20 protein-coding genes are annotated in these 20,584 nt (G+C 66.8%); 8 read left to right on the forward strand and 12 right to left on the reverse strand.

Features of this window, described 5'->3' with window-relative positions:
* Positions 1–22: 22 nt before the first annotated feature.
* The gene (locus ACWV8V_RS09870) at positions 23–526 is read right to left on the reverse strand and encodes a CYTH domain-containing protein (protein WP_259259538.1); all 504 of its coding nucleotides are present in this window, start codon (positions 524–526) and stop codon (positions 23–25) included.
* Between the two features lie 78 nt (positions 527–604).
* On the opposite strand from ACWV8V_RS09870, the gene ACWV8V_RS09875 reads away from it, so the two are divergent.
* Complete coding sequence (locus tag ACWV8V_RS09875) at positions 605–1,216, forward strand: hypothetical protein (RefSeq protein ID WP_455899570.1); 612 nt, start codon at positions 605–607, stop codon at positions 1,214–1,216.
* Between the two features lie 12 nt (positions 1,217–1,228).
* Here the strand turns inward: ACWV8V_RS09875 and rlmD are convergent, their stop codons facing one another.
* On the reverse strand, positions 1,229–2,563 hold the full coding sequence (rlmD, locus tag ACWV8V_RS09880; protein ID WP_259259536.1) for a 23S rRNA (uracil(1939)-C(5))-methyltransferase RlmD: 1,335 nt from the start codon (positions 2,561–2,563) through the stop codon (positions 1,229–1,231).
* A gap of 137 nt (positions 2,564–2,700) precedes the next feature.
* Between rlmD and ACWV8V_RS09885 the strand changes: the two genes are divergently transcribed.
* Entirely contained in the window at positions 2,701–3,435 is a 735-nt protein-coding gene (locus ACWV8V_RS09885) for an Hpt domain-containing response regulator (RefSeq protein WP_259259647.1), read from the forward strand.
* A 70-nt stretch (positions 3,436–3,505) separates the two neighbouring features.
* Here the strand turns inward: ACWV8V_RS09885 and recO are convergent, their stop codons facing one another.
* The 9 genes from recO to rpoE all read right to left on the reverse strand — a co-directional run bounded on the left by recO (position 3,506) and on the right by rpoE (position 12,228).
* On the reverse strand, positions 3,506–4,231 hold the full coding sequence (recO, locus tag ACWV8V_RS09890; RefSeq protein ID WP_259259535.1) for a DNA repair protein RecO: 726 nt from the start codon (positions 4,229–4,231) through the stop codon (positions 3,506–3,508).
* Between the two features lie 31 nt (positions 4,232–4,262).
* Positions 4,263–5,159, reverse strand: coding sequence for a GTPase Era (gene era, locus ACWV8V_RS09895; RefSeq protein ID WP_121038751.1), 897 nt, complete (start codon positions 5,157–5,159; stop codon positions 4,263–4,265).
* A complete protein-coding gene (gene rnc, locus ACWV8V_RS09900) occupies positions 5,156–5,836 on the reverse strand; it encodes a ribonuclease III (protein WP_259259534.1) in 681 nt (226 codons plus the stop codon). The genes era and rnc overlap by 4 nt, the downstream gene beginning before the upstream one ends.
* Positions 5,826–6,209 (reverse strand): DUF4845 domain-containing protein, encoded by a 384-nt coding sequence (locus ACWV8V_RS09905; protein ID WP_259259533.1) that lies wholly within the window; start codon positions 6,207–6,209, stop codon positions 5,826–5,828. Before ACWV8V_RS09905 ends, rnc begins: the two co-directional genes overlap by 11 nt.
* A gap of 33 nt (positions 6,210–6,242) precedes the next feature.
* Positions 6,243–7,037, reverse strand: a complete 795-nt coding sequence (lepB, locus tag ACWV8V_RS09910) for a signal peptidase I (RefSeq protein WP_259259532.1) — start codon at positions 7,035–7,037, stop codon at positions 6,243–6,245.
* Between the two features lie 100 nt (positions 7,038–7,137).
* The gene (lepA, locus tag ACWV8V_RS09915; RefSeq protein ID WP_184997305.1) at positions 7,138–8,928 is read right to left on the reverse strand and encodes a translation elongation factor 4; all 1,791 of its coding nucleotides are present in this window, start codon (positions 8,926–8,928) and stop codon (positions 7,138–7,140) included.
* A gap of 168 nt (positions 8,929–9,096) precedes the next feature.
* Positions 9,097–10,626 carry a DegQ family serine endoprotease gene (locus ACWV8V_RS09920; protein WP_455899571.1) on the reverse strand — a complete coding sequence of 510 codons (1,530 nt, stop codon included), beginning with the start codon at positions 10,624–10,626 and terminating at the stop codon, positions 9,097–9,099.
* Between the two features lie 85 nt (positions 10,627–10,711).
* A complete protein-coding gene (locus ACWV8V_RS09925; protein WP_455899572.1) occupies positions 10,712–11,611 on the reverse strand; it encodes a sigma-E factor negative regulatory protein in 900 nt (299 codons plus the stop codon).
* Positions 11,608–12,228: an RNA polymerase sigma factor RpoE gene (rpoE, locus tag ACWV8V_RS09930; protein WP_123730518.1), complete on the reverse strand. Its 621-nt coding sequence runs from the start codon at positions 12,226–12,228 to the stop codon at positions 11,608–11,610. Before rpoE ends, ACWV8V_RS09925 begins: the two co-directional genes overlap by 4 nt.
* Before the next feature lie 238 nt (positions 12,229–12,466).
* On the opposite strand from rpoE, the gene ACWV8V_RS09935 reads away from it, so the two are divergent.
* The 4 genes from ACWV8V_RS09935 to ACWV8V_RS09950 all read left to right on the forward strand — a co-directional run bounded on the left by ACWV8V_RS09935 (position 12,467) and on the right by ACWV8V_RS09950 (position 17,072).
* Complete coding sequence (locus tag ACWV8V_RS09935) at positions 12,467–14,530, forward strand: 3-hydroxyacyl-CoA dehydrogenase NAD-binding domain-containing protein (RefSeq protein WP_455899573.1); 2,064 nt, start codon at positions 12,467–12,469, stop codon at positions 14,528–14,530.
* A 148-nt stretch (positions 14,531–14,678) separates the two neighbouring features.
* The gene (locus ACWV8V_RS09940; RefSeq protein WP_455899574.1) at positions 14,679–15,542 is read left to right on the forward strand and encodes a pirin family protein; all 864 of its coding nucleotides are present in this window, start codon (positions 14,679–14,681) and stop codon (positions 15,540–15,542) included.
* 115 nt (positions 15,543–15,657) lie between these two features.
* Positions 15,658–16,380 (forward strand): aquaporin Z, encoded by a 723-nt coding sequence (gene aqpZ, locus ACWV8V_RS09945; RefSeq protein ID WP_455899575.1) that lies wholly within the window; start codon positions 15,658–15,660, stop codon positions 16,378–16,380.
* Between the two features lie 230 nt (positions 16,381–16,610).
* Entirely contained in the window at positions 16,611–17,072 is a 462-nt protein-coding gene (locus ACWV8V_RS09950) for a hypothetical protein (protein WP_259259525.1), read from the forward strand.
* Positions 17,073–17,196: 124 nt separating this feature from the next.
* On the opposite strand, the gene ACWV8V_RS09955 is transcribed toward ACWV8V_RS09950, so the two are convergent.
* Positions 17,197–18,048, reverse strand: a complete 852-nt coding sequence (locus ACWV8V_RS09955) for a pirin family protein (RefSeq protein WP_455899576.1) — start codon at positions 18,046–18,048, stop codon at positions 17,197–17,199.
* Positions 18,049–18,275: 227 nt separating this feature from the next.
* Here ACWV8V_RS09955 and ACWV8V_RS09960 point away from each other — a divergent pair, with 227 nt between their 5' ends.
* Together ACWV8V_RS09960 and ACWV8V_RS09965 are read left to right on the forward strand one after the other, a co-directional pair.
* Positions 18,276–20,357 carry a carbon starvation CstA family protein gene (locus ACWV8V_RS09960; RefSeq protein WP_455899577.1) on the forward strand — a complete coding sequence of 694 codons (2,082 nt, stop codon included), beginning with the start codon at positions 18,276–18,278 and terminating at the stop codon, positions 20,355–20,357.
* A complete protein-coding gene (locus ACWV8V_RS09965) occupies positions 20,357–20,581 on the forward strand; it encodes a YbdD/YjiX family protein (protein WP_019183464.1) in 225 nt (74 codons plus the stop codon). The genes ACWV8V_RS09960 and ACWV8V_RS09965 overlap by 1 nt, the downstream gene beginning before the upstream one ends.
* The last annotated feature ends 3 nt before the right edge of the window (positions 20,582–20,584 follow it).

The raw sequence follows: 20,584 nt of genomic DNA on the forward strand, positions 1-20,584 counted from the left end.
AGGCGTTTACAAGGTCTGCCGGTCAGCCGCGTTCAGCGCTGGACCAGCGCGAGAAGGGATGCGCAGCCAGCGCCAGGTTGTAGTAGCGGACCTGGTCGGTGACTTCAGCGCCGGCCCAGCCGGGCAGCGTGATCGCCTGATCGGCATGCTCGAGCTCGACTTCGGCCACCACCAGCCCGGCGTTCTCGCCCAGGAACTCGTCCACCTCCCAGAGCAGCCCGTCGTGCTCGACCAGGTGTCGGCGCTTGTCGATCAGCCCACCGACACACAGCGCCAGCAGCGCGCGCGCATCCTCCACCGGAATCGGATAATCGAACTCCTGCCGGGTGTGCCCGATCTCGCGCGATTTCATGTTGAGGAAGGCCTGCCCACCCTGGATGCGCACGCGCACCGAGGCCTTCTGTGCGCCGCTGTCCAGCGAGGCGGTGTCGTTGAGATAACCCTGCGCCATCGGGATGACGGCGTGTGCGGCGGTGCGCCAGTCGTCACCGGTAACGAGGTATTTGCGTTCGATTTCAATGCCCATGCCCACAGTATGCGGCGATCAAGGCACTGCGGCCACGCCCGGCTTCTATACTGGTCGGCTGCCCTGCCTGGACGCACGATGAAACCCCTCTTCCCCACCCTGGTGCTGACCCTGCTGCCACTGCCCGGGGTCGCCGCGACGCCACCGGCACCTGCGCAGATAGAAGCGGCGATCATGGCCATGATCGAGGCCGAGAAGAAGCCGGCGGCCTCCGCGCAGGATCTGCTGCTGCAGTCGATGTTCACCCCGCGCGGGTTCGAGCATGGGCCGTGCTTTGCCAGCACAACGGTCACCGGTGCCTACGAGTGTCTGGTCGGCATGGAGATCGGGCTCAAGAACCGCTACCGGATGCTGCGCTTCGTTCCGCAGGGTATGGGGTGGGCGATGCAGCGGGCCGATGTGGATGCGCCGGTTCCCCCGCGCGAGCGTGTCCGCGAACTGCTCATCGAACAGCTCGGTCATCGTGCCGCATCCATCACCGATGCCGCCGCCCGCGACGAACTGCGCGCCTTCCAGCAGCGCGTGCAGATTCTTGCGGTCGACGACTGCGAACTGCACAGCACGCAGTCGCCGGACATCCGCTGCGATATCACCGCGGGGGATGACATCGAGCGCGGCACCTACCCGCAGACCTATGTGTTCGACGCACAGGGCCAGTGGCAGAACGCCGCACCGGGGAACGGCCGGTAAGCGCGAACGCCGTCAGCGCTTTTCGAACACCGCGATGCTTTCCACGTGCGCGGTATGCGGGAACATGTCCATCGCGCCAGCCGAGACCAGGGTGAAGCCCTGTTCGTTGACCAGGTAGCCGGCGTCGCGCGCCAGCGAGCCGGGATGGCAGCTCACGTAGACGATCCGCTTGAACTGCTTCAGCGGCAGCTGCTGCAGCACTTCGATGGCGCCCGAGCGCGGCGGATCCAGCAGCAGCTTGTCGAAGCCCTGGCGCATCCACGGGGTCTGGCGCTGGTCCTGGGTCAGGTCCGCTGCGTAGAATTCGGCATTCTCCAGCCCGTTGCGCACGGCGTTCTCTTTCGCACGCGCCACCAGGCCGGCGTCACCTTCCACACCGACCACGTTGCGTACGGTGCGCGCCAGCGGCAGGGTGAAGTTGCCCAGCCCGCAGAACAGATCCAGCACGCGCTCGTCCGGACCGGCATCGAGCAGGGCCAGCGCGTGGGCGATCATCTGCACATTGAGCTTGGCGTTGACCTGGATGAAGTCCAGCGGACGGAACGCCAGCTCGACATCCCACGGTGCCAGCTTGAACGACAGCGGCACCTCGGCCGGCCACAGCGGGTGGACCGACTCCACGCCGCCGGGCTGCAGCGAGATCGCGAAGCCGTGTTCCTGGCCGAAGGCGGTCCATGCGGCGCGGTCAGCGTCGCTGAGCGGCTGCATGTGACGGATGGTCAGCATGATCGCGTCATCGCCAGCGATGAATTCGATCTGGGGGATATCGCGTTTGCCATCGAGGGTTTCGATGAACTCGGCCAGCACGCCCACCTTCATGCCGATTTCCGGGATGACGGTCAGGCACTGGCTCAGGTCCGCGACGAAACGCGGGTCCTGCTCACGGAAGCCGACCAGGGTCTTGTCCTTCTTTTCGACGCGGCGCACCGAGAAGCGCCCTTTGCGGCGGTAGCCCCAGCTGTCACCGACCAGCGGCGGCAGCACGGTGCCGGGACTGACGTGACCGATCCGGGTCAGGTTGTCGATCAGCACCCGTTGCTTGGCCACGATCTGCTGCGACTCCTCCAGGTGCTGCAGCACGCAGCCGGCGCAGACGCCGAAATGCGGGCAGCGCGGGGTCACCCGCTGCGGCGAGGCCTGTACGACCTCGAGGGTCCGGGCTTCATCGAAATGACGATTGCGCGCGGTCGGCTCCGCGGTCACTACTTCACCCGGCAGCGCGCCGGTGATGAAGGTGACCTTGCCGCCTTCGCCGTCGCGGCGGGCAACGCCACGGCCGTCATGGCTGAGGTCGAGGATGTCGGTCTGGAAGGGGGTACGGTCGAGTCGGGAGCGGGTTCGGGCCACGTGGCAACAGGCTGCGGGCAAAAAGGGTGCGTATTGTCGCAGATACCAACTGCCAACTGACTTGCCGTCCGCTGAAACCGCTTGCAGGCGGGGACTTCGCGTTTACTATGGAGGCAGCTGACATGGAGGCAGCCCAAATGCAGATGACCCCGAGGGATCCCATGCCCCGATTCCTGCTCGTCGAGGACGACACCATCAGCCGCGGCTTCTTCAAGGCCGCGCTGGAAACCCTGCCGGCGCAGGTGGATACCGCCGATTCCCTCGCCACGGCCATGGACCGCGCCCGCGGCAACCAGCACGACCTGTGGCTGATCGATGTGAACCTGCCCGACGGCAATGGCACCCAACTGCTGCAGGAACTGCGCCGCTCGCGGCCGGACACCCCGGCGCTGGCGCATACCGCCGATGGCGATACCTCGATCCATTCGCGCCTGCGCGATGCCGGCTTCAGTGAAACCCTGGTCAAACCGCTGAGCCGCGAGCATCTGCTCAAGGCCGTCCGCCGCGCCCTGGTGCATACGGCGGGCAGCCTGTCCGCCCCACCCGTTGCCGAGTCCGAGGAGACCGAGGGCGAGCGCCAGGACTGGGATGAAACCACCGCCCTGGCTGCGCTGAATGGGCAGCGCCACCACCTGCTCGCGCTGCGCGAACTGTTCCTGGCCGAGTTGCCCGGCGTGCGCGATGCGGTGGCCCAGGCCCTGCGCGAGGACGATGTGCGGGCCCTGCGCGGGCAGTTGCATCGGCTGCAGGCCAGCTGCGGGTTCGTCGGCGCCGCACGCCTGGCGCGGGCCGTCCGTCAGCTGCACCAGGCGCCGGAGTCGACCGGTGCGCAGAGCCGCTTCCGCGTCGCGGTCGACGCCCTGCTGCAGTGAGCACGGGGCGGCAGCCGGAGCACCGGTGCCGCATAAGTCACCCCGCAACGATGCCGCGGCCCGCCAGCGCCTACGTGCGCCGCCGGGCCAGGTCCTCCAGCATTTCCCAGGATTTCAGCCCCCGCCCGCCCAGATGGTGCATCAGCACCGCGCGGATCGGCCGGCGCAGGCTGCCCAGATCCTCGGCACCGGGCATTTCATCGGCGGCCAACGCCAGCAGCGCGCTGCCGGTGGCCGTGCCCCGGCGTTGATCCACGCCGCGGTCGCTGAGCAGCCGGCGTGGCCCCTCCTGCGGATCCAGCTCATAGCGCGCCGCCGGGTCGACCGGCTCCTCATCGCTGCCGTGCAGCAGGTCGAAGCCGAAGCCCAAGGCTTCCAGCAGGTCACGCTCGAAACGACGCAGGGTCCACGCTAACGGTTCACCATCGCGCAGCCGCGCACGCACCTGCGCGTAATGGTCGTACAGCTCGGGCAGCGGATCCTGGCGGGGCGCCAGCCGCATCATCAGTTCGTTGATATAGAAGCCGGCCAGCATCGCCTCGCCGGTCAGCCGCGGCGCGGCGTCCAAGGCCTCGGCACCGCGCAGCTGGGCCAGTTCGCCCCGCTGCACGGCAGTCAGGCGGATCCACTGCAGCGGCTGCAGGGCAGCGCGCAGCGCTTGGCTGCGCGGGCTGGATACGCCGCGCGCCAGCACCCCGATGCGGCCGTACTGCTCGGTCAGCACCTCCACCAGCAGGCTGGTTTCCCGCCAGGCCCGGGCGTGCAATACGAACGCCGGCTCATCCTCGATGCGCATGGCTCAACCGCCCGGGGTCGGGATGGCCGGCTTATTCGTAGCCGAACGCCTTGAGCGCGGCTTCGTCGTCGGACCAGCCTTCGCGCACGCGCACCCAGGTTTCCAGGAAGACCTTGGCACCGAACAGGCGCTCCATCTGCAGGCGCGACTTGGCGCCGATTTCCTTCAGGCGGGTGCCGGCCTTGCCGATCACGATCGCCTTCTGGCCTTCGCGTTCGACCCAGATCACCGCGCCAATGCGCAGCAGGTTGCCGTCTTCGACGAAGCGCTCGATCTCGACCGTGGTCGCATACGGCAGCTCTTCGCCCAGCTGGCGCATCAACTGCTCGCGGACCAGTTCACCGGCCAGGAAGCGCTGGCTGCGGTCGGTGATCTCATCCTCGCCGAACATCGGCGGGGCTTCCGGCAACAGCTTCATCAGGTCGCGGACCAGCGATTCCAGGCCGTTGCGCTTCTGCGCCGAGATCGGGTGCACCGCCGCGAACGTGCGGCCTTCGGTGACCTGCTGCAGGAACGGCAACAGGGCGCCCTTGTCCTTCAGGCGGTCGATCTTGTTGACCACCAGCACCACCGGGATGCCCGAGTCGCTGAGCACGTTGAAGGCCAGGGTGTCTTCGTCATCCCAGCGGCCGGCCTCGATCACCAGCATGCCGGCGTCCACGCCCTCGAGCGAGCCGCGCGCGGCGCGGTTCATCACCCGGTTCATGGCGCGCTTCTGCGCGCGGTGCAGGCCGGGGGTATCGACCAGCACGATCTGGCCTTCCGGGTAGCTGGCAATACCCAGCAGCCGGTGCCGCGTGGTCTGCGGGCGATTGGAGACGATGCTGACCTTGGCGCCCACCAGGGCGTTGGTCAGGGTGGATTTGCCGACGTTGGGGCGACCGATGACGGCCACGCTGCCGGAACGATGGGGGGTTGCTTCGTTCACTTGGAATCCAGTTGCTCAAGGGCGGCCGCAGCCGCTTGTTGTTCGGCCAGCCGTCGCGAGGCACCTTCGCCTTCGGTGCTGACAGCGGGGTCGGTTACGCCGCAGCGTACCCGGAAGGTCTTGGCGTGATCGTCACCCGATTCTGACACCAGCTCATACAGCGGCAGCGCCTTCTGTCGGGCCTGCAGCCATTCCTGCAGGCGGGTCTTGGGGTCTTTCTCGGGCTTGCCGGTGGCCGGCAGGGCCTGCATCGAGGCCAGGAACCACGGCAGCACCACGGTCTGGCAGACGGCAAAACCGGCATCGAGGTAGATCGCTGCGACCACTGCTTCCAGCGCATCGGCCAGGATGGAGTCGCGGCGGTGGCCGCCGGTCTTCATCTCGCCGGGGCCCAGGATCAGGCGATCGCCCAGCTGCAGCTCACGCGCGATCACTGCCAGCGCGCCTTCGCGCACCAGCTCGGCGCGGGCGCGGGTCAGCGCGCCTTCGTCAGCCTTGGGCCAGCGTTCGTACAGCGCCTGGGCGACCATCATGTTGACGATGCTGTCGCCGAGGAATTCCAGCCGCTCGTTGTTGGGCGAGCCGGCGCTGCGATGCGTCAAGGCCTGCTTGAGCAGGCCCGGATCGTTGAAGGCGTGACCAATCAGGTCACCGCGTTGGAAGGTCTTAGTCGGCACCGCTACGGGTCAATTCCTGGTTTGAATCAAATTTGCCCACTACGTCCAGATTGCCGATCAGTTCACGGCGCACTTCGTAGTAGACCTTCATGTTCCAGCCGCCATCGATGCGATCAAACTTCACGTTGGCGGGCTTCACGTTCTCGGAGTAATTGATGTACAGGCGCTTGAAGAACATGTCCTGCACGCGGCGCGGCTCCATGTTGCCCACGCCGGGTTCCTTGGCCAGGCTTTTCATCGCCGAACGTACGGCGTAGTACTCCTGGTACATCGGGAACAGCTTCATGCCGATGTACAGGCCGAAGGCGACCACGATCAGCACCACCAGGAACGAGGTCAAGGTGATGCCGCGCTGCGATGTCATGCTCTTCATTGCGTTTCTCCCCAGATACGCGTGTGCCATGAATCAATGGATGGCCGTACCGATCCGGGACGGTTCAAAACCGTCCTTGCAGAACCAGCCCGAGCAGTTCAGCCAGATCAGGAAGGCCTTGCCACGGAGATTCTCCTCCGGCAGCAGGCCCCAGAAGCGGCCGTCGTCACTATTGTCGCGGTTGTCGCCCATGACCAGGTACTTGCCGGCCGGCACGGTCCACTGGCCCTGCCCGCGTGCGTAATCGGTCTCGAGCACGGTGTGGGTGCGGCCCGGCAGGTGCTCGACCAGCAGCGAACTGCCCTCGCCCTGGCCGTTGTGACCGGCGTACAGGCCCTTGTTGTCGTACGTGACCGGCTCGCCGTTGAGGATCAGGCCGTTGCCCTGGAATTCGATCTGGTCACCCGGCACGCCGATCACGCGCTTGATGAAGTTCTCGCCCTTGGCCGGATCGTTGTCCGAATGGCCCGGGAAATGGAACACCACCACATCGCCGCGCTTGGGCTCGCCGAACGGCACCACCTTGGCGTTGTTCAGCGGCAGGCGCAGGCCGTAGGAGAACTTGTTGACCAGGATGAAATCGCCGATCAGCAGGTTGGGCATCATCGAGCTGGACGGGATCTTGTACGGCTCGGCGATGAAGCTGCGCACCACCAGCACGATCGCCAGCACCGGGAAGAACGCCCGTGCGTAATCGACCATCACCGGCTCGGTATCCAGCAGGCCGGCACGCTGGGCGCGGCGCTTGGCGAAGTACAGCTTCTCGCCCAGCAGGATCAGGCCCGAGGCCAGCGTCAGTACGACCAGGAGGAGCTCAAACAATTTCATGCAGTGTCCTTGGGAACGATTGCAGCGGTGTGGTGTGCCCCTGCGCGTCCGGCGACACCGATCCGGTGCCGCCTGCCGCTGCCGGGAAAGCCATCCGGCCTTACTTGTCCATCTGCAGCACGGCCAGGAAGGCTTCCTGCGGGATTTCCACGCGGCCGACCTGCTTCATGCGCTTCTTGCCTTCCTTCTGCTTTTCGAGCAGCTTCTTCTTGCGCGAAACGTCGCCACCATAGCACTTGGCCAGCACGTTCTTGCGCATGGCCTTGACCGTGGTGCGCGAGATGATCTGCGAGCCGACGGCGGCCTGGATGGCCACGTCGAACTGCTGGCGCGGGATCAGTTCCTTCATCTTCTCGCACAGCTCGCGGCCGCGGCGGTCGGCATGGCTGCGGTGCACGATCAGCGACAGCGCATCGACCTTGTCGCCATTGATCAGCACGTCCACGCGGACGAACGGGCCGGCATCGAAGCGCACGAAGTGATAGTCCAGCGAGGCATAGCCACGGCTGACCGACTTGAGCTTGTCGAAGAAGTCCAGCACCACCTCGGCCATCGGCAGCTCGTAGCTGATCTGCACCTGGCTGCCCAGGTAGTTGATGCCGATCTGGCTGCCGCGCTTTTCTTCGCACAGCTTGATGATGTTGCCGATGTACTCCTCGGGCGTGAGCACGTTGGCGCGGATGATCGGCTCGCGGATCTCATCGACCATGTTCACCGGCGGCAGCTTGGCCGGGTTGTCCATGTTGATGATGCTGCCGTCGGTCTTGAGCACTTCATAGACGACGGTCGGCGCGGTGCTGATCAGGTCCAGGTTGTACTCGCGCTCCAGGCGCTCCTGCACGATTTCCATGTGCAGCATGCCCAGGAAGCCGCAGCGGAAGCCAAAGCCCATCGCCTCGGAGCTTTCCGGCTCGAAACGCAGCGCGGCATCGTTCAGGCGCAGCTTGTCCAGCGCTTCGCGCAGGTCCGGGTAATCCTCGGCATCGACCGGGAACAGGCCGGCGAACACGCGCGGCTGCATTTCCTGGAAGCCCGGCAGCGGCTTGGCGGCCGGATCGGCGGCCAGGGTCAGGGTGTCACCGACCGGCGCACCGTGCACGTCCTTGATGCTGGCCGTCACCCAGCCCACCTCACCGGCGTTCAGTGCCGGCAGCACCTTGCGCTTGGGGGTGAACACGCCGACGTTGTCGACCTGGTGATTGCGGCCGGTGGACATCACCTGCAGCTTGTCGCCGGCCTTGATCTGGCCCTGCATCACGCGCACCAGCGAGACCACGCCGAGGTAATTATCGAACCACGAGTCGATGATCAGCGCCTGCAGCTTGTCGGTATCGCGCGGCACCGGCGGCGGAATGCGATGCACGATCGCCTCCAGCACGTCGCCCACGTTCAGTCCGGTCTTGGCACTGACCGCCACCGCATCGGTGGCATCGATGCCGATCACGGCCTCGATCTCGGCCTTGGCACGGTCGATGTCGGCGGTGGGCAGGTCGATCTTGTTGATCACCGGCACCACTTCCAGCCCCTGTTCGACGGCGGTGTAGCAGTTGGCGACGGACTGCGCTTCCACGCCCTGGGCCGCATCGACCACCAGCAGCGCGCCTTCGCAGGCGGCCAGCGAGCGGCTGACTTCATAGGAGAAGTCGACATGCCCGGGGGTGTCGATGAAGTTCAGGTGGTAGGTATGGCCGTCTTTGGCGACATACGGCAACGAGACCGACTGGGCCTTGATGGTGATGCCACGCTCGCGCTCGATCGGGTTCGAGTCGAGCACCTGCGCCTCCATCTCACGGGCCTGGAGGCCGCCGCAAAGCTGGATGATGCGATCGGCCAGCGTGGACTTGCCGTGGTCGACGTGGGCGATGATGGAGAAGTTGCGGATGAACCGCATCGAATCAGAAGACATAGGTGGCGGCGGCGCGTCGCGTCGTCAGGATGACTGCGGATTATCGCATGGCCGGCCCGGTCCCGCGTGCGGCCGCCCGCGATTGGCGTGATCGGCCCGCCAGAAACGACCGGGCCCGCCGAAGCGGGCCCGGAAACGCAGGCGGGGCGGGGCTTACTGCCCAGCCTTCACCGGCACGAAGGCGCTGTTGCCATTGGCGCGGACCAGCAGCATGACCACATCGCCCTTGCTGTAGCCGGCCAGCGCCTTGTTCAGCGCGGCCACACTGCCCACCGGCGTCCGGCCCACCTGCAGCACCACCATGCCCTGGGACAGGCGGGCGTCCCGTGCCGACTGACCGGTGACCCGGGTGATGCGCACGCCCTCGCCCGAGGCCAAGCCCAGCTGCTGGCGTTGCGGCGCGGTCAGATCGGCCACTTCCAGACCCAGCAGGGCATTGGCGCCGGTTTCCGGCTTGGCCGCGTCGGCCGTCTGGGGCGCGTTGCCGCGTTCGGCGTCCTCGGCCAACTCGGTCAGCGTGGCGGTGATCTCACGTTCCTTCCCCTCACGCAGCACGACGATGCGCACCTTGGTTCCCGGCGGCAGGGCACCAATCAGCGGCGGCAGGTCGCTGGACACGTTGATCGGCGTGCCGTTCACGGACCGGATGACGTCACCGACCTCCAGGCCGGACTTGGCTGCGGCGCTGCCGGGAACCAGCTGGTTCACCAACGCGCCCCGGCTGTCGGGCAGCTTGAAGCCCTGCGCGACATCGGCCGTGACGGCCCCGACCATGGCCCCCAGCTGGCCGCGACTGACCCGGCCAGTCTTCTTGATCTGTTCGACCGCGCCCATGGCCAGGTCGATCGGGATCGCGAAGCTGATGCCCATGTAGCCGCCGGAGGCGGAGAAGATCTGCGAGTTGATGCCGACCACTTCACCACGGGTATTGAGCAGCGGGCCACCGGAATTGCCCTGATTGATCGCCACGTCGGTCTGGATGAAGGGGACGTAGCGTTGATCGGCGCCACCGGTGCTGCGGCCGACCGCGCTGACCACGCCGGCGGTGACCGAATGATCCAGACCGAACGGCGAACCGATCGCGACGACCCACTGGCCCGGCTTGAGGGTGTTGGAATCCCCCACACGGACGGTCGGCAGATTCTTGCCGTCGATCTTGAGCAGCGCAACGTCGTACTGCTGATCGCTGCCGATCACCTTGGCGGTGAACTCGCGGCGGTCGCCGAGCTTGACCTTCACTTCGCTGGCGTCGGCGACCACGTGATAGTTGGTCAGCACATAGCCATCTGCCGAGATGATGAAGCCCGACCCCATGCCACGGCCCTGGATGCGCGGGCTGTCGTCCTGGCCACCGGGGCCCTGCCCCGGCATCTGGAAGTCCGGGCCGAAGAAGCGGCGGAAGAACTCGGGCATTTCATCGTCGCCGCCCGGGCCCATGGTCCGGGCCTGGCGGTTGCTGCGCACGATGGTGGTTTCGACATTGACCACGCCCGGCCCGACCTGTTCGACCAGGTTGGTGAAGTCCGGCAGGCCACTGACCAGTTGCGGCGCAGGCGCCCGTGGTGCGGCGGCGGCCGGTGCCGCTGGAGTCGCAGGCGATGGCGAGGGCGACTGAGCGCAGGCCACCAGCGGCAGGGTCATGGCGATCAGCGCCAGGGCATGGGTACGGATACGGGCGGTCATCAGACACGAACCTCCGGGTCAGGGAACAAAGCGGGGGGAAACGCTCCGGCGCACAGGCCGGAGCGGAACGTCAGGGCGACGATGCTCAGTCGCGGTGCCGGCGGACGGGTTCAGCCGACTCGGCGGACTCCTGCAGACGCGGCTCGAACGGATAGAACGCCGCCTGCGGGGCCTGCGTGGAGAAGCTCGCATTGAGCGCGCCACCTGCGGCCGGGGCCAGACTGGAGCGCGGCCAGGGCTTGGCCTGCAGGTTGCCGACCTCACCGAACGGGAACTGCCGCGCGGCGGCCGCCGGTACGGCCGGCGTCAGCGGCGCCTGGCTGGCGACCGCACGCTGCGGCTCGGCACTGCGCTCGGCAGCGCTGCGTGCCGCCTGCTGGGTGCGGGTGGCACTGGCGCGGCGCGCATTGGCCACGTCCTGGCGGCGGCTGGCGGCCGCCACGGCGGCAGCCGGAACCGCCGCTACCGCCAGCGCCTGCTCGGCGGCAGAGGCTTCGGTCGCCGGCGCGGGCGCGGGCGGCAGCTCGGCCTGGCTGGCGATGATGGTGGTCGGCGCGTCCAGCGCTGCCGGGTCCGGCAGCTGCTCGCGGGTCATGAACATCGCCACGGCCGCGACGGACGCGGCCAGTGCCGCGCCACCGCCCCAACGACGCCAGCCGCCACGGCGTTCCTTGCGGTCCTGGCTGCGCTCGACATTGGCCTGCATCGCGGGTGCCGGCTCAGCGGCCACGGAAACGCGGACCCGCTCGGCGAAATCGACCGGCGCCGGTGCGCAGGCCTGCCCGCGCAACGCATCGCCCAGCATCTGCCAGCGTTCGTTGCAGCTGGACAAGGACTCATCGTGTTCCAGCCGGCGCAGCATGAAACGCGCTTCATCGGCTGACAGCTCGCCATCGATCAACGAGGACAGCTGCTGCCGGTAATGGGCGTCGAATTTATCGGGGGACGCGCCCCGGGAAGCATCATTGGACATATCGTGGCTCATGCGCGGCTCTTCTCGCGGGTGGCGCTGCCCACATCGAGCAGCGGCCGAAGTTCAGTGTCGATCGCCTCGCGGGCACGGAAGATCCGCGAGCGCACGGTGCCGATCGGGCACCCCATCTTCTGCGCGATTTCGTCGTAACTCAGGCCGTCCACCTCGCGCATGGTGATGGCCGACCGCAGCTCTTCAGGCAGCGCCGACACCGCCTTCATCACCGTCTGCTCCAGCTCCTGGCGCATCAACTCGCGTTCGGGCGTGTCGGTGTCGCGCAGGCGCGTGCCGCTGTCGAACTGTTCGGCGTCCCCGATCTCGATGTCATCGGTGGGCGGGCGGCGGTTGTGGGCGGCGAGATGGTTCTTGGCAGTGTTCACGGCGATCCTGTGCAGCCAGGTATAGAACTGGGCGTCGCCACGGAAACTGCCGATCGCGCGATACGCGCGGACGAAAGTGTCCTGGGCCACGTCCTGACATTCACTCCAGTCCGCGATGTAGCGCCCGATCAACGCAATGATCCGATGCTGGTACTTGCGCACCAGGACATCGAACGCCGCGCTTTCGCCACGCTGCACACGTCGGACCAGCTCCAGGTCCAGCTCCTGTGGTGTTTCAACCTCGGCCATGGGGGGCCGCACTCCTGTCAGCCCAACCGACGTCGGGCAATGAGACTGCCAATCCCGGGAAAAGTTCAGCGCTCGATCACACCGCGCCGCACCAGCTTTTAACCACCGTTCCGTTAAGGTTTCCGATCCAGGCAATGGATCGACGGCTTCTCTCCCCCAGCTATAGGGATTTGACGGGGAGGAAACAACCTCTGGATCATAGCCCCCTTCTCCATACACAACCGGATGGAACGTTCCCATGCTCTCAGGCTTCGATGGGCTCCGCTTCTCGCATTGGCACCCGCAGATCCGTGACGATGGCGTCGTCGTGCTCAGCCTCGACCGCCACGACAGCAGCGTCAATGCCATGTCGCAGGACGTGCTGCTCGAGCTGGGCGACCTGATCGAGCGGATCGCGATGGACCCGCCCAAGGCGGTGGTGATCCAGTCGATCAAGGCCGCCGGCTTCATCGCCGGGGCGGACCTGAAGGAATTCCAGGAATTCGACCGACGCGGCACCGTCAATGACGCGATCCGCCGTGGCCAGAGCACCTACCAGAAGCTGGCCGAACTGCCCTGCCCGACCGTCGCGGCGATCCATGGTCACTGCCTGGGCGGCGGCACCGAGCTGGCCCTGGCCTGCCGTTACCGCGTGGCCTCCAACGATGCCTCCACCCGCATCGGCCTGCCGGAAACCCAGCTGGGCATCTTCCCGGGTTGGGGCGGCAGTTCGCGCCTGCCGCAGCTGGTGGGCGCCCCGGCGGCGATGGACATGATGCTGACCGGCCGCAATCTGTCGGCCTCGGCCGCGCGCAATATCGGCCTGGTCGACAAGGTCGTCGCACCGGCCGTGCTGCTCGATACCGCGGTGTCGCTCGCGCTGAAGGGCACCACCCGCCCGTTCAAGCAACGCGCGACCGCCTGGATCACCAACACCTGGCTGGCGCGCAAGGTGCTCGCTCCGCAGATGGCCAAGCAGGTCGCCCGCAAGGCGCGCAAGGAGCATTACCCCGCTCCCTACGCGCTGATCAACACCTGGGCACGCACCGGTGGCAGCCCGATCCAGACCCGTCTGGATGCCGAACGCCGCGCGGTGGTGAAGCTGGCCGGCACCCCGACCGCACGCAACCTGATCCGCATCTTCTTCCTGACCGAACGCCTGAAGGCTCTGGGCGGCAAGGACCACGGCATCCAGCACGTGCACGTGGTCGGCGCCGGCGTGATGGGCGGCGACATCGCGGCATGGTCGGCTTACAAAGGCTTCAACGTGACCCTGCAGGATCGCGAGCAGCGCTTCATCGACCCGGCCATGGAACGCGCGCAGGCGCTGTTCGCCAAGCGGGTGAGGGACGACAGCAAGCGCCCGGCCGTGGCCGCGCGCCTGAAAGCCGACCTCGCTGGCGAGGGCGTGGCCCAGGCCGATCTGGTGATCGAAGCCATCATCGAAAACCCGGAGGCCAAGCGCGAGCTGTACCAGTCGCTGGAGCCGAGGATGAAGGCCGATGCGCTGCTGACCACCAACACCTCCTCGATCCCGCTGGACGAACTGCGCGACCACATCCAGCGCCCGGCGCAGTTTGCCGGCCTGCATTACTTCAATCCGGTCGCGCAGATGCCGTTGGTGGAAATCATCCATCACGACGGCATGGCGCCGGAGACCGAGCGCCGCCTGGCCTCCTTCTGCAAGGCGCTGGGCAAGTTCCCGGTGCCGGTCGCCGGCACCCCCGGCTTCCTGGTCAACCGCGTGCTGTTCCCGTACATGCTTGAAGCGGCCACCGCGTATGCCGAAGGCGTGCCGGGACCGGTGCTGGACAAGGCCGCCGTCAAGTTCGGCATGCCGATGGGCCCGATCGAACTGCTGGACACCGTCGGCCTGGATGTGGCCGCCGGCGTCGGCAAGGAACTGGCGCCGTTCCTCGGCCTGCAGGTACCGGCCGCCCTGGCGACCGTGGAACAGGGCAAGCGTGGCAAGAAGGACGGCCAGGGCCTGTACAAGTGGGAGAACGGCCGCGCCCAGAAGCCGGACGTCCCCGCCAACGACGAGGTCCCGGCCGATCTGGAAGACCGGCTGATCCTGCCGCTGCTCAACGAAGCGGTGGCCTGCCTGCACGACGGCGTCGTCGCCGACGCCGACCTGCTCGATGCCGGCGTGATCTTCGGCACCGGCTTCGCCCCGTTCCGCGGCGGCCCGATCCAGTACATCCGCGCCACCGGCGCCGATGCCCTGGTCGAGCGCCTCAAGGTGCTGCAGCAGCGCTACGGCGACCGTTTCGCCCCGCGCCCGGGCTGGGACTCGCCGGTACTGCGCGAACCGGTGATCTGAGCATCGCAACAACGCCAGCGCACGCTGGCGTTGTTGTTTGTGTCCGCTCGCGCGTGAAACCAGAACACCCTGTTACCGATACAGGCCTCCCACCCCCATACCCCGCATGCGATCCTCCCGCTCTGTCCCCGCCAGCGAGACCGCCCGCATGACGACCATCATCGCCCCCCGCATCCATGACATCGGTGGCCTGCAGGTCCGCCGCGCCGTGCCGACCCTGCAGGCGCGCAGCGTCGGTCCGTTCGTATTCGTCGACCAGATGGGCCCGGCCGTGCTTTCCCCCGGCACCGGAATCGACGTGCGCCCGCACCCGCATATCGGCCTGGCCACCGTCACCTTCCTGTGGTCCGGCGCCATCGGCCACCGCGATACCCTCGGCTCGGACCAGGTCATCCGCCCCGGCGACGTCAACTGGATGACCGCCGGCCGAGGCATCGCCCACTCCGAACGCACGCCTGCCGTCGAACGCGAACACGACCACCCGCTGCACGGCATGCAGACCTGGCTGGCGCTGCCAAAGGATGTCGAAGAAACCGACCCCGCGTTCTACCACCACGCGGCCGCGACCCTGCCCCAGCAGCGCCGCAACGGTGCCTGGCTGCGCGTCATCGCCGGCCGCGCGTACGGCGAAGAATCCCCGGTCAAGGTGTTCGCCGATACCCTCAACGTGGCCATCGATCTCGACGCCGATGCGGAAATCGACCTGGATACCGGCCACGCCGAACGCTCGCTCTACATCCTCGAAGGCCAGGCCCAGCTCGACGGCGTGGACGTTCCCGCCCAGCACCTGATCATTCCCGAACCCGGTGCACGCGGCCGCCTGCGCGCCAAGACCCCGATCAAGGCGATGCTGATGGGTGGCGAACCGCTCGACGGCCCGCGCCACCTCTGGTGGAACTTCGTCTCCAGCTCCACCGAACGGATCGAACAGGCCAAGCACGACTGGGAAGCCGGTCGCTTCGGCACGATTCCGGGCGACGATAAAGAGTTCATTCCGCTGCCTGCGTACTGAGCCGACACCCCGGCGGACAACCGTTCGTCGGCTGTTGACGCGACCGTCACCCCGATGAACCCCGATTCAGCTACGGTGCGCCTGCCCACCCCGGGCATAACGTTGGAGCACGTCGATGAGCATGGGCAAACGTCTGGCCGCCGAGTTCCTGGGCACGTTCTGGCTGGTGTTGGGCGGGTGTGGCAGCGCGGTACTGGCCGCCAACTTCGGTGGCGATGGCAATCCGCTGGGGATCGGCTTTCTGGGCGTGGCGCTGGCCTTCGGCCTGACCGTGCTGACCGGCGCTTACGCGTTCGGGCACGTCTCCGGCGCGCACTTCAATCCAGCGGTCAGTGTCGGTCTGTGGGCCGGCGGCCGTTTCCCCGCCCGTGACCTGCTTCCCTACATCGTGGCGCAGGTGCTGGGTGGCGCGCTGGCCGGTTTCATCCTGCTGCAGATCGCCTCCGGAGCGCCGGGTTTCCAGATCGATGGCAGCCAGGCCGGCACGTTCGCGAGCAATGGCTACGGCGCCCTCTCACCGGGCGGCTACAGCGTCGCCGCCGCCTTCCTGTGTGAAGTGGTGCTCACCGCGTTCTTCCTGATCGTGATCATGGGCGCGACCCACGGCAACGCGCCAGCCGGCTTCGCCCCGATCGCGATCGGCCTGGCGCTGACGTTGATCCATCTGATCAGCATTCCGGTCACCAATACCTCGGTCAATCCGGCGCGCTCCACCGCCGTGGCGCTGTTCGCCGGCAGCGGCGCGCTCAGCCAGCTGTGGCTGTTCTGGCTGGCACCGCTGCTGGGCGGCCTGATCGGCGGCATCGTCTACAAATGGATGGGCGCCGCGCCCCGCTGACGGTTGGCCGGGCGGTCCCCGAACCGCCCGGCGTCGGCGCAGAAAGGTTCACCTGAAACCGTTATTTGTACACTGAGTCACATTCCGTTAAGGTCCCGATCACTCGTCCGACACTGGCGGCAGCGAGTGATCCGGTACGCGCGCGGGGAATGCGCCACCACGGCCTGGGTTGTCGACGGCCACCGGAATGCCTGCCAGCGACGGACGCGATCATCGACCTTGGGGGAACCATGAACGTCCTGCGCGCTGTCGTATGTGTGTGTCTGCTGGTCACTGCCGGCGCCGTTGCGGCGCAATCGACCAGCGAATGTCCGTCCCTGCCCGCCAGCAGCGGCCTGCAATGGCAGGAGCTCGCCCAGCGCGACTTCATCCTGTGCAAGGCCACCGCCGCCGATGGGCGCGAAGTGCTCAGCCTGACCTTGAGCGCCCGCAATCCCGAGCTGCCGTTGAACCGCTCGCTACGCCAGGAAAAAGGCAGCTTCGCCGGTGAAACGCTGTACTGGTACCAGCCCGACCTGGGTGGACAGAAACCGCCGGGCTATGAGACGCGCCGGATCACGGTGGTGAAGTTCGACAAGAACCGTTTCGCGCAGATTGCGCTGTACGCCGGCGACAAGAGCGAACTGGGTTCGCTGCAAACGCTGGCGCAGGGGATGAGCCTGACGCCCTCGGCTGTCGCCGCCGGGCGCTGAGGTCGAGGCCGGGACGGTGCACCGCACTCATCCCGTCATCCACGGTAGCGCCGGCCGCTGGCCGGCGCCTCCCACACTGTCAGGTGTCATGCGCTGGCCGGCCAGCGAGCGGTGCCCCCGTGCCTCAGAAGCGACCTTCCTGGAAATCCACGAAGGCCTGCATCAGCTCCTGCTTGGTGTTCATCACGAACGGCCCGTGGCGCATCACCGGCTCACGCAGCGGGCGGCCCGCCACCAGAATCAGGCGCGCACCGGTGTCGCCTGCGCGCAGGGTCAGCTGCTCACCGCCGCCCAGCACCGCCATTTCCTGCTTGGCCACGGCGCGCGCATCGTCTCCTTCGCCGATCTCCAGGCCCCCGTCGAACACGTACGCGAAGGCATTGTGGCCGTCCGGCAGCGTGTAGCTCCAGCCCGCGCGCGCATCCAGAGTGATGTCCAGGTACACCGGATCGGTGGCCGGCTGCACGATCGGCCCCACGGTGTCACCGACCTGGCCGGCGATCACCTTGACCTGCACGCCGTCGGCCGGCACGGTCACCGGGATGTGGTCCGGCGCGAACTCCTGGTACTTCGGGTCCGTCATCTTGTCGCGCGCCGGCAGGTTCACCCACAGCTGGAAACCACGCATCTGCCCGGATTCCTGCTCGGGCATCTCCGAGTGGATGAGACCGCGGCCCGCCGTCATCCATTGCACGCTGCCCGGCGTGAGCAGGCCCTCGTTGCCGTGGTTGTCCTTGTGCCGCATGCGTCCGTCGAGCATGTAGGTCACGGTCTCGAACCCACGGTGCGGATGGCTGGGGAAGCCGGCGATGTAGTCCTCGGCGCGGTCCGTGCCGAATTCATCCAGCAGCAGGAACGGATCCAGATCGGGCAGCGAGGGGCCACCAATCACCCGCGTCAGGCGCACGCCGGCGCCATCGGAGGTGGCCATGCCACGGATGGTGCGCAGCACGCGCACCGGGGTTGGGCTGCTCATGGTGACTCCAGACTGAGGAAACTGGGTACAAGATGGGCGCAGGCGTCCCCCCGGCCAACGGTCATGCCCGCAACCGATTGTTCCAAGCGTGATGTTCCGGCGACGTGCACAGGCACGCGCCACACCCACCCTACGACCAAAGTACTAGCGGCAAGCCCCCGCCATTGCATTGACCCCGTCAGTGCCAAGGCGGACTCTTACGACGATCTCCAGGGAGACGCAATCTCATGAAAGGCTTTTCGAAACTGGGTTGGGCAGTCATCGCACTGCTTGGCGCATTCTGTCTAGGCACCGTCGCACTGCGCCGCGGTGAACCCATCAATGCGCTGTGGATCGTCGTCGCTGCGGTCTCCATCTATCTCATCGCGTATCGCTTCTACAGCCTGTTCATCGCCGACAAGGTGATGCAGCTCGATCCGACCCGGGCCACGCCCGCGGTGATCAACAACGATGGCCTGGATTACGTCCCGACCAACAAGCACGTCCTGTTTGGCCACCACTTCGCCGCCATCGCCGGTGCAGGCCCGCTGGTCGGCCCGGTGCTGGCCGCGCAGATGGGCTACCTGCCCGGCCTGCTCTGGCTGGTGGTGGGCGTGGTCGTGGCCGGTGCGGTACAGGATTTCATGATCCTGTTCCTCTCCAGCCGCCGCAACGGCCGCTCGCTGGGTGACCTGGTGCGCGAGGAAATGGGGCCGGTGCCTGGCACCATTGCCTTGTTCGGTGCCTTCCTGATCATGATCATCATCCTGGCGGTGCTGGCGATGGTGGTGGTCAAGGCGCTGGCCGAGAGCCCGTGGGGCATGTTCACGGTCATCGCGACCATGCCGATCGCGATCCTGATGGGCGTGTACATGCGCTACATCCGCCCGGGCAAGATCGGCGAGATCTCCGTGGTCGGCCTGATCCTGCTGTTGGCCGCGATCTGGTTCGGTGGCAAGGTCGCCGCCGATCCGGTCTGGGGCCCGGCCTTCACCTTCACCGGCATCCAGATCACCTGGATGCTGATCGGCTACGGCTTCGTCGCCTCGGTGCTGCCGGTGTGGCTGCTGCTGGCCCCGCGCGATTACCTGTCCACCTTCCTCAAGATCGGCACCATCGTGGCGCTGGCGATCGGCATCCTGATCGTCATGCCGGAACTGAAGATGCCGGCCCTGACCCAGTTCGCCGCCAGTGGCGACGGCCCGGTCTGGAAAGGCGGGATGTTCCCGTTCCTGTTCATCACCATCGCCTGCGGCGCGGTCTCCGGTTTCCATGCCCTGATCGCCTCGGGCACCACGCCCAAGCTGCTCGCCAATGAGCGCCACATGCGCTACATCGGCTACGGCGGCATGCTGATGGAATCGTTCGTCGCGGTGATGGCGCTGGTGGCCGCCTCGATCATCGATCCGGGCATCTACTTCGCCATGAACGCACCGGCCGCCGTGATCGGCCCGGATGCGGTCTCCGCTGCGGCCTACATCAGCAATACGTGGGGCTTCATCATCACCCCCGAACAGCTGGAGGCCACCGCAGCGGCGATCGGCGAGCCGACCATCCTGCACCGCGCCGGTGGCGCACCGACGCTGGCGGTGGGTATCGCGCAGATCCTGCACGAGGCGATCCCGAGCGGCAGCAACGCGATGATGGCGTTCTGGTACCACTTCGCGATCCTGTTCGAAGCATTGTTCATCCTCACCGCGGTCGACGCCGGTACCCGTGCTGGTCGCTTCATGCTGCAGGACCTGCTGGGCAACTTCATCCCGGCGCTGAAGAAGACCGAATCATGGACCGCCAACATCATCGCCACCGCCGGTTGCGTGGCGCTGTGGGGCTACCTGCTCTACACGGGTGTGGTGGATCCCTTCGGTGGCATCCAGACGCTGTGGCCGCTGTTCGGCATCTCCAACCAGATGCTGGCCGGTATCGCGCTGATGCTCGGCACCGTGGTGCTGTTCAAGATGAAGCGTGACCGCTTCGCCTGGGTGACCGGCGTGCCGGCGGTGTGGCTGCTGATCTGCACCACGTATGCGGGCCTGATCAAGATCTTCGACAAGAACCCGGCCCAGGGCTTCCTGGCCCAGGCCCACAAGTACCAGGATGCGATCGCCAGCGGCACGCTGACCGCACCGGCCAAGACCGTCGGCCAGATGCATCAGATCGTGGTCAACGCCTACGTCAACACCGGCCTGACCGTGCTGTTCCTGTTCGTGGTGTTCTCGATCCTGTTCTACGCGATCAAGACCATCTTCATGGCCCGCCGCACGCCGCAGCGGACCGACAAGGAAACCCCGTACGTGGCGCTTGAGCCGCACCAGATGGCGGACCTGTGATGAGTACTGAACTCGTCCCCGCCGGTCAGTACCAGGCCCACCGCCGCATCTGGCGGCGCCTGGTGCAGACCGCACGGCTGTGCTGCGGCATTCCCGACTACGACAACTACGTCCGGCATGTGCTGGAAAAACACCCCGACCGTGTGCCGATGGACTACAAGACGTTCTTCCGCGAGCGCCAGGAGGCGCGTTACAGCGGCAAGAACGGGGGACGCTGCTGCTGACCT

It is taken from the genome of Stenotrophomonas sp. Ker107b, from assembly GCF_053847245.1.